Source organism: Aeromonas sp. QDB68, assembly GCF_027707405.1.
GTDB classification, from domain to species: domain Bacteria; phylum Pseudomonadota; class Gammaproteobacteria; order Enterobacterales; family Aeromonadaceae; genus Aeromonas; species Aeromonas caviae.
Map to the genome: position 1 here is coordinate 1 of NZ_JAPCIQ010000130.1, position 7,561 is coordinate 7,561.

Here is a 7,561-nt window from a genome sequence, read left to right on the forward strand (position 1 = left end):
GGGTATCCATGATGGAGGCCCTCAGGGTGATGACCTACTTCAAGGTTAGCCTTTCAACATGTAATTGGGACAGCGCCAAAAAAAAGCCCACTGTCATGCAGTGGGCCAATCACAATCACATCACGCCTGGAGTAGCAGACGATTGATACGGGAGACGAAGCTCGCCGGATCATTGAGGCCGCCCTGCTCCGCCAGCTGGGCCTGCTCGTGCAGGAGGGAGACCCACTCGCCAAACAGGCTCTCATCCTCGATGGTGCCGAGCTTCTTCACCAGGGCATGGTCGGGGTTGAGCTCCAGGATGTACTTCTGCTCCGGCACCGGCTGACCGGCGGCGCGCATCAGCTTGATCATCTGGGTGCTCATGCCGTGGGCGTCGGTGACGATGCAGGACGGCGAGTCGGTCAGACGGTGGGTGACGCGCACCTCTTTCACCGCTTCACCGAGGCTCTTCTTGACCCGCTCAACCAGACCGGCGTTGGCTTTTTCGGCCTCTTCCTGCGCCTGCTTGGAGGCGTCGTCTTCCAGATCCCCGAGATCCAGTTCGCCACGGGTGACGGAGACCAGCTGCTTGCCGTCGAACTCGGTCAGGTGGCTCATCAGCCACTCGTCCACCCGCTCCCACATCAGCAGCACTTCGACGCCCTTCTTGCGGAAGATCTCGAGGTGCGGGCTGTTCTTGGCAGCGGCATAAGAGTCGGCGGTGATGTAGTAAATCTTCTGCTGACCTTCCTTCATGCGGCCAACGTAATCCTCGAGAGAGACGGTCTGGGCTTCGCCCTCGCCGGCGGTGCTGGCAAAGCGCAAGAGCTTCGCGATCTCTTCCCGGTTGGCGTAATCCTCGGCCGGGCCCTCTTTGAGCACATTGCCGAACTCGCTCCAGAACTTGGCGTACTTCTCGCCATCCTCTTTCGCCAGCTTGTTGAGCATGGTGAGCACGCGCTTGGAGCAGGCCTTGCGCAGGGAGGCGGTCACCTTGTTGTCCTGCAGGATTTCACGGCTGACGTTGAGCGGCAGATCGTTGGAGTCCAGCACCCCTTTCACGAAGCGCAGGTAGGTCGGCATGAACTGCTCGGCGTCGTCCATGATGAAGACGCGCTGCACGTAGAGCTTCAGACCGTGCTTCTGTTCGCGGTTGTAGAGATCGAACGGCGCGCGAGCCGGGATGTAGAGCAGGCTGGTGTACTCCTGCGCCCCTTCCACCCGGTTGTGACCCCACAGCAGCGGATCTTCGAAGTCGTGGGCGACGTGCTTGTAGAACTCCTGATACTCCTCGTCCTTGATGTCCTTCGGGTTGCGGGTCCAGAGCGCAGTGGCGCGGTTGACCTGCTCCCACTCCCCCGGGGTACCGACGATGGTTTCACCGTCTTCTTCCCGATCCGGAGTGCCCTCCTTGAACATCTCTACCGGCACGCTGATGTGGTCGGAATATTTGCTGACCACGGAGCGCAGGCGCCAGTCGTCCAGGAACTCCTCTTCATCGCTGCGCAGGTGCAGGATGACGTCGGTGCCGCGACCGGCTTTGGTCACGTCAGCCACGGTGAAGGAGCCTTCCCCCTCGGATTCCCACTGCACGCCCTGGCTCGGCTCAGTGCCGGCGGCGCGGGAGATCACGGTCACCTTGTCAGCCACGATGAAGGCGGAGTAGAAGCCCACCCCGAACTGACCGATCAGCTGGGAGTCCTTGCCCTGATCACCGGAGAGGTGCTTGAAGAATTCGGCGGTGCCGGATTTCGCTATGGTGCCCAGGTGCTCGATCACCTGATCACGGGTCATGCCGATGCCGTTGTCCGAGATGGTCAACGTCTTGTTCTCTTTGTCCACCACCAGGCGCACGCGCAGCTGGCCGTCGTTTTCGAACAAAGAGGCATCGGAAAGCGCCTTGAAGCGCAGCTTGTCCGCCGCATCGGAGGCGTTGGAGATCAGCTCGCGCAGGAATACTTCTTTGTTGGAGTAGAGGCTGTGAGCCATCAGGCTCAGCAATTGTTTGACTTCAGTCTGAAAGCCGTGGGTTTCGGCGTGAACACTTTGGGTCATCGACCAATCCTCAAAACGTCGGGTTGAACAGATTCCCAAGCTAGATGGGGTTGGCCTTTCAAATATCAAGGGGCTTGCGTGCAAACTTGAGAGCAAATTTGCACACCGGCCCCTCGTTTGGCCCACATGCAACCCCCTCCCGGCCTCCCCCTTCACAAGGGGAGGAGCACCGTCGTCCCCTGTCTGGCGAAGGGGTCAGACTGGAATCGAGAGGGGAGCCAATAGCGGGGTCAGCCTTGCTCTCCCCTGACATAGGAGGGGTGGGATTCGTAGCCCCCTCCTCTGCCAAAGGAAGGGCTGAGGCGGGGTCCATTGCTCCCTCCCCTATCAAGGGGAGGGCCGGGTTGGGTTCGTTGCTTTCTTCCCTGCCAAAGGGAGGAGTGGGGCAAGATCCATTGCTCCCTCCCCTGCCAAGGGGAGGGCCGGGGTGGGGTCCGTGGCCTCTTTAGCTCAGACGCTGGCGCCCCATCAGGGAGTGGGAGAGCGTGGTGCCATCCACCAGCTCCAGCTCCCCGCCCACCGGCACACCGTGGGCGATGCGGCTCACCTCCACCCCGGCGGTGCGGGCCATGTCGGCGATGTACCAGGCGGTGGCATCCCCCTCGATGGTGGGGTTGGTGGCGAGGATCAGCTCCTTGATCTGCTCCTCCTTGAGGCGGCGCTCCAGGATATCGAGCCCCAGCTCCTCGGGGCCGATGCCGTCAAGGGGCGACAGGTGGCCCATCAGCACGAAATAACGGCCGGAGAACTGGCCGGTCTGCTCGATGGCGGCCACGTCCGCGGGACTCTCCACCACGCAGAGCAAGCCGTTCTCCTCACGCTTGGGATTGGCGCAGATCTCGCAGCGATCGTTCTCGGTGAAGGTGCGGCAGTGGCTGCAATGACCTATTTCGGTCAGCGCCCGATTGAGCAGGGAGGCCAGACGCAGGCCGCCGCTGCGCTCGCGCTCCAGCAGGGTGAACGCCATGCGCTGGGCCGATTTCGGGCCCACGCCCGGCAAGACCTGCAGCGCCTTCATCATCTCATCGAGCAGGGGACTGAATTTCATGGGGATATCCTTTGATGCCGCGAAGAGAGGCGCCGCCCCAGGGGCATCGGCAAGCCGTCTCTCCAACCTCTTTTGTTGGCGCAGGACTATACCAGCCCAGGGCCGCCAATGGCAGATCCCGCCCGCTGGCGTCTCGCCGCCGAGACGCTCCGGGAAACCGGGCTGGCCCCGTTTTTCAGGGCCGGCAGACCCCCGCCAGCCCCCGCAAGGGGTAAAACAGCCTCCAATGCGTTCAATTTTTCTACTCGATTGACCATAATCGTTAAATAAAACCAAACAATAAAACCTGCGTGTTGGCCCCGCCATCCTCGATTTGCCCCCTTCAGGGGCTGGTTCAGCGCCCCGGGGGGGCGGCGCCGCCAGTTCTCACACTCCGATCGCTGGCGGAGCAGGCTCACAGGATCGCAAAGAAGCGCCGCATCTGGCACTCAAACAGGGGCGAGATCAAGGTATTGGGGGCCAGGGCCCCGGTAAACTTGGCCCCCGTGACAGGACGAGGGCCTCCTCTGCCTGTCAAGGCTACGCCCCTTCTATCGCGACGCAGCCCGTTGCCCCCCGTTCGTTGCACCCGATGGCCCATGCCGTGGCGGCAGGCCAGCAGATGGGAGTTCGATATCGCATGATATCCCCCAGGATGATCGCCGGATGGCCGCCCCTGTCGGCCCTCCCCAGCCCCCCTGTCATGAGGGAGGGTTCCCTGCCCCCCGTTTATCAGGGAGGGGCGCTGGCCCCTCTTTGGATGGCGCCATGACCACGTCGACACGACTTCGACTGCGCCGGGAATTTCATATCGACGGCATCGTGCAGGGGGTCGGCTTTCGCCCCTTCGTCTATGGGCTGGCGCTGGGCCACGGCCTTGCCGGCTATGTGTTGAACGACGCGAGCGGCGTCACCATTGGCGCCGAAGGATCCCCTGAGCAGCTCGCCAGCTTTGCCCGCGAACTGCGGGAACTGGCGCCGCCACTTAGCCGCATCGATCATTTCAGCGAGCGGGAACTGCCCCTTGCTCATGATCCCGACTTCGATGGCCAATTTCATGGCCAGTTTCGAATTAAAGCGAGCCAGCAGCAGAGCGCCGCCACGGTCGCCATCTCGCCGGATCAGGGGATGTGCGAGGCGTGCGCCACGGATGTGGCCAAGCCCAACGATCGCCACCACAACTACCCCTTTACCAACTGCACCCACTGCGGCCCGCGCTACACCATTATCCGCCGCCTCCCCTACGACAGACCCCATACCGCCATGGCGGGCTTTGCCATGTGCCCGCGCTGCGCGGCGGCCTATGAAAACCCGCTGGACAGACGCTACCACGCCCAGCCAGTGAGCTGCCCCGAGTGCGGGCCGCATCTGACCTGGCGCAGCGGCCGCGGCGATGCGCTGGCCGAGCGCGAGGATGCCCTGCACGCCGCCGCCCGCGCCCTGCAAGCGGGGGCGCTGATTGCGGTCAAGGGGATGGGGGGTTATCACCTGATGTGTGATGCCCGCAATGAACAGAGTGTTGCCAGATTGCGAACGCTCAAGCGGCGCGCGCGCAAGCCGCTGGCGGTGATGATGGGTTCCCTTGCCGAGGCCAGGCTGCATGTCACCGGCTGCGAGGAGGAGTGGAAGCTGCTCGCCTCTCAGGCCAGGCCCATCACCTTGCTGCGCAAACGCACCAAGGATGATCGGCCGTCAGATCTCATGCAACAACAAGCGGCGCCGCTGGCCAAGGGGATAGCCCCCGGCATTCCCTACCTTGGCGTCATGCTTCCCTATACCCCGCTGCACCAGCTGCTGCTGGATGCCTGCGCCATGCCGCTGGTGGCCACCAGCGCCAATGGTCGCGGCAACCCGATCCTCATCGAATGCGATGCTGTGGTCAGGGAACTCGGGGACGAGATTGACGGCATCCTGGATCACAACCGCCCCATCCTGCACCCGTGCGACGACAGTCTGGTGCAGTGGGCCGGTGGGCGACGCCAGACGTTGCGCCTCGCCCGGGGCTATGCCCCCTGCACTCCCAGCCTGCAAGAGGCGGTCAAGGTGCCGCTGCTGGCGGTCGGAGCCCAGCAGAAGAACCAGCTGGCGCTGGCTTTCGGCCGCCAGCGCATCTACAGCCCCTATATCGGCGATCTGCACAGCCTGCCGATGCAGGAGCACTTCGAGCAAACCCTGGCGACCTTTCGCGATCTCTACGATCTCAAACCCGAAGTTCTGGTCTCGGATCGCCACCCGGGCTATCTCAGCCATCAGTGGGCCAAACGCTATTGCCAGGATCAGGGCACAACCCATCTCGAGGTGCAACACCATCACGCCCACCTGCTGGCAGTGATGGCCGAGCACGACATCACGGGCCCGGTGCTGGGGGTGGCCTTCGATGGCACCGGCCTTGGCGATGACGGCACCCTCTGGGGCGGCGAGCTGCTGCTGGCCGACGTTCAAAGCTTTACACGGGTTGCCCACCTCAAACCCTTCAAGCTCATCGGCGGCGAAGCGGCCATCCGCGAGCCGGTGCGCCAGCTGCTGGGGCTGCTGTTTGAATCGCACAGCCCTGAGCAGATCAGTGCCCTCGATATGCCGGCGATCAAGCAACTGCCCCTTAAGCGGATCAGCAACCTGCACCAGCTCTGGCAGCTGGGTCGCAACGCCCCTCACACCAGCTCCATCGGTCGGCTGTTCGATGCGGTGGCGGCGCTCTTGGGGGTGATCGACACCCCCGATTACGAGGGCGAAGCGGGGCTATTGCTGGAGGCAGCCGCCTTGCAGCTGGCCCCCGATGAACAGCCCTTCCCCCTTGCCTTTGCTCTCAGCCAATCAGCGGAAGGGCCGCTGCAGATCGAGTGGGCCAAGCTCATCAATACCCTTGTCAGCGAGCGGCGCAAAGGCACCTCCACCGCCAGCCTGGCCGCCGGTTTTATCCGCGCCATCAGCGCTCTGGTCATCGCTCTGGCCGCGCGTTTCCCCGGCTATCCGGTGGTACTCGGGGGGGGCGTCTTTCAAAACCGGGTGCTGATGGACCAGCTGGTACCCGCTCTCGAAGCGGCCGGCCGGCAGGTGTTGACCAGCGAAACCCTGCCACTCAATGACGGTGGCATCGCCGCCGGTCAGCTCTGGTTTGCCATCCACCATCTTGCCACGCATCAGCCTGCCACAGCCGGTTGTGCCACCTTGTCGGAGTCCTGAAATTCATGTGTCTATCCATCCCCTCTCAGGTGGTGCAACTGCACCCCGAAGATAACTGCGTCACCGTCGACACCCTTGGGGTGCAGCGGCGCGTCAGCTGCATGCTGCTCGAAGAGCCTCTCCAGGTGGGCGACTATGTGCTACTCCATATCGGCTTTGTGATGAGCAAGATTGACGAAGAGGAGGCGCAGGCCAGCCTCGAGAGCTTCCGCCAGATGGTGGCCCTGATGCCCAAACAGGATATCTTGCCATGCTGACCTTGAATGATCTCTTTCAGGGCTTTCGCCAGCCCGAGGTGATCCGCGCCCTCGCCGCCCAAATCACCGAGCTTGCCAAATTACTCCCCGAACCGCTGCGGGTAATGGAGGTATGCGGCGGCCATACCCACACCATCATGAAGTACGGCCTGCACCAGCTGCTGCCGGCCAGCATCGAGTTTGTCCACGGTCCCGGCTGCCCGGTCTGCATCATGCCAAAAGAACGCATCGATCAGGCCATCGAGCTGGCGAGCCAGCCCAGCGTCATTCTGGTCACCCTGGGGGACATGATCCGGGTGCCGGGCTCCAAGGGCACGCTGGCCCAGCAGCGCGCCAAGGGGAGCGATATCCGCCCGGTCTATGACCCCCTCGACGCCCTGCATATCGCCCGTGAGAACCCCGAGAAAACCGTAGTCTTCTTCGCCATCGGTTTCGAGACCTCTACTCCGATGACCGCCGCCCTGCTGGCTGCCGCTGAAGAGCAAGAGGTCGAGAATCTGCTGTTTCATATCAACCATGTGCTGGTGCCCCCCGCCATTCATGCGGTGATGGCCGACGGCGTTGCCAAGGTGAACGCCTTTATCGGCCCCTCCCACGTCAGCGTCATCACAGGCGCCGATATCTACCTGCCCATCGTCGACCGCTATCAGGTGCCGGTGGTGGTGAGCGGCTTCGAGCCGGTAGATGTGATGGAGGCGCTCTTGATGATGGTGCGCCAGAAGGTGGAGGGTCGCTACGCGCTGGAGGTGCAGTACAGCCGCGCCGTCACTGCCAGCGGCAATAAAGCCGCCCAGCGGCTGGTTGAGCGCTTTTTCGAGACCCGCGAGCACTTTCGCTGGCGAGGTCTGGGGGATATCAACGCCTCCGCCCTGCGCCTGCGCGATACCTTTGCCAAACGCGATGCGGAGCGCCACTTTCAACTCAATCAGACTCCCATCGATGACCACAAGGCGTGCCAGTGCGCCGATATCCTGCGCGGCCTGGCCTGACTCTTATACACAAGTAGCGCCCTGAACGGAACCATTCCCGTTTTCCAGGATCTGATCTTCCATGTGACCTC

At 62.9% G+C, this 7,561-nt stretch carries 4 protein-coding genes and 1 pseudogene; 3 read left to right on the forward strand and 2 right to left on the reverse strand.

What is annotated here, in order from left to right:
• Window positions 1–120 precede the first annotated feature (120 nt).
• Complete coding sequence (htpG, locus tag PG892_RS20555) at window positions 121–2,034, reverse strand: molecular chaperone HtpG (protein WP_111896505.1); 1,914 nt, start codon at window positions 2,032–2,034, stop codon at window positions 121–123.
• 445 nt (window positions 2,035–2,479) lie between these two features.
• Window positions 2,480–3,082: a recombination mediator RecR gene (gene recR / locus PG892_RS20560; protein ID WP_039038914.1), complete on the reverse strand. Its 603-nt coding sequence runs from the start codon at window positions 3,080–3,082 to the stop codon at window positions 2,480–2,482.
• A 747-nt stretch (window positions 3,083–3,829) separates the two neighbouring features.
• On the opposite strand from recR, the gene hypF reads away from it, so the two are divergent.
• From hypF to hypD, 3 genes and pseudogenes are all read left to right on the forward strand, one after another.
• Complete coding sequence (gene hypF, locus PG892_RS20565) at window positions 3,830–6,244, forward strand: carbamoyltransferase HypF (RefSeq protein ID WP_223916531.1); 2,415 nt, start codon at window positions 3,830–3,832, stop codon at window positions 6,242–6,244.
• 5 nt (window positions 6,245–6,249) lie between these two features.
• Window positions 6,250–6,501, forward strand: coding sequence for a HypC/HybG/HupF family hydrogenase formation chaperone (locus PG892_RS20570; protein ID WP_040065728.1), 252 nt, complete (start codon window positions 6,250–6,252; stop codon window positions 6,499–6,501).
• Window positions 6,495–7,487 (forward strand): annotated as a pseudogene (gene hypD / locus PG892_RS20575) (hydrogenase formation protein HypD); the annotation flags it as partial. The gene PG892_RS20570 and the pseudogene hypD, both read left to right, overlap by 7 nt.
• Window positions 7,488–7,561 lie beyond the last annotated feature (74 nt).

Coding starts and splice junctions, on each gene's coding strand:
- hypF (WP_223916531.1), top strand. CDS start 3,830: ATGACCACGTCGACACGACTTCGACTGCGCCGGGAATTTCATATCGAC.
- htpG (WP_111896505.1), bottom strand. CDS start 2,034: ATGACCCAAAGTGTTCACGCCGAAACCCACGGCTTTCAGACTGAAGTC.
- PG892_RS20570 (WP_040065728.1), top strand. CDS start 6,250: ATGTGTCTATCCATCCCCTCTCAGGTGGTGCAACTGCACCCCGAAGAT.
- recR (WP_039038914.1), bottom strand. CDS start 3,082: ATGAAATTCAGTCCCCTGCTCGATGAGATGATGAAGGCGCTGCAGGTC.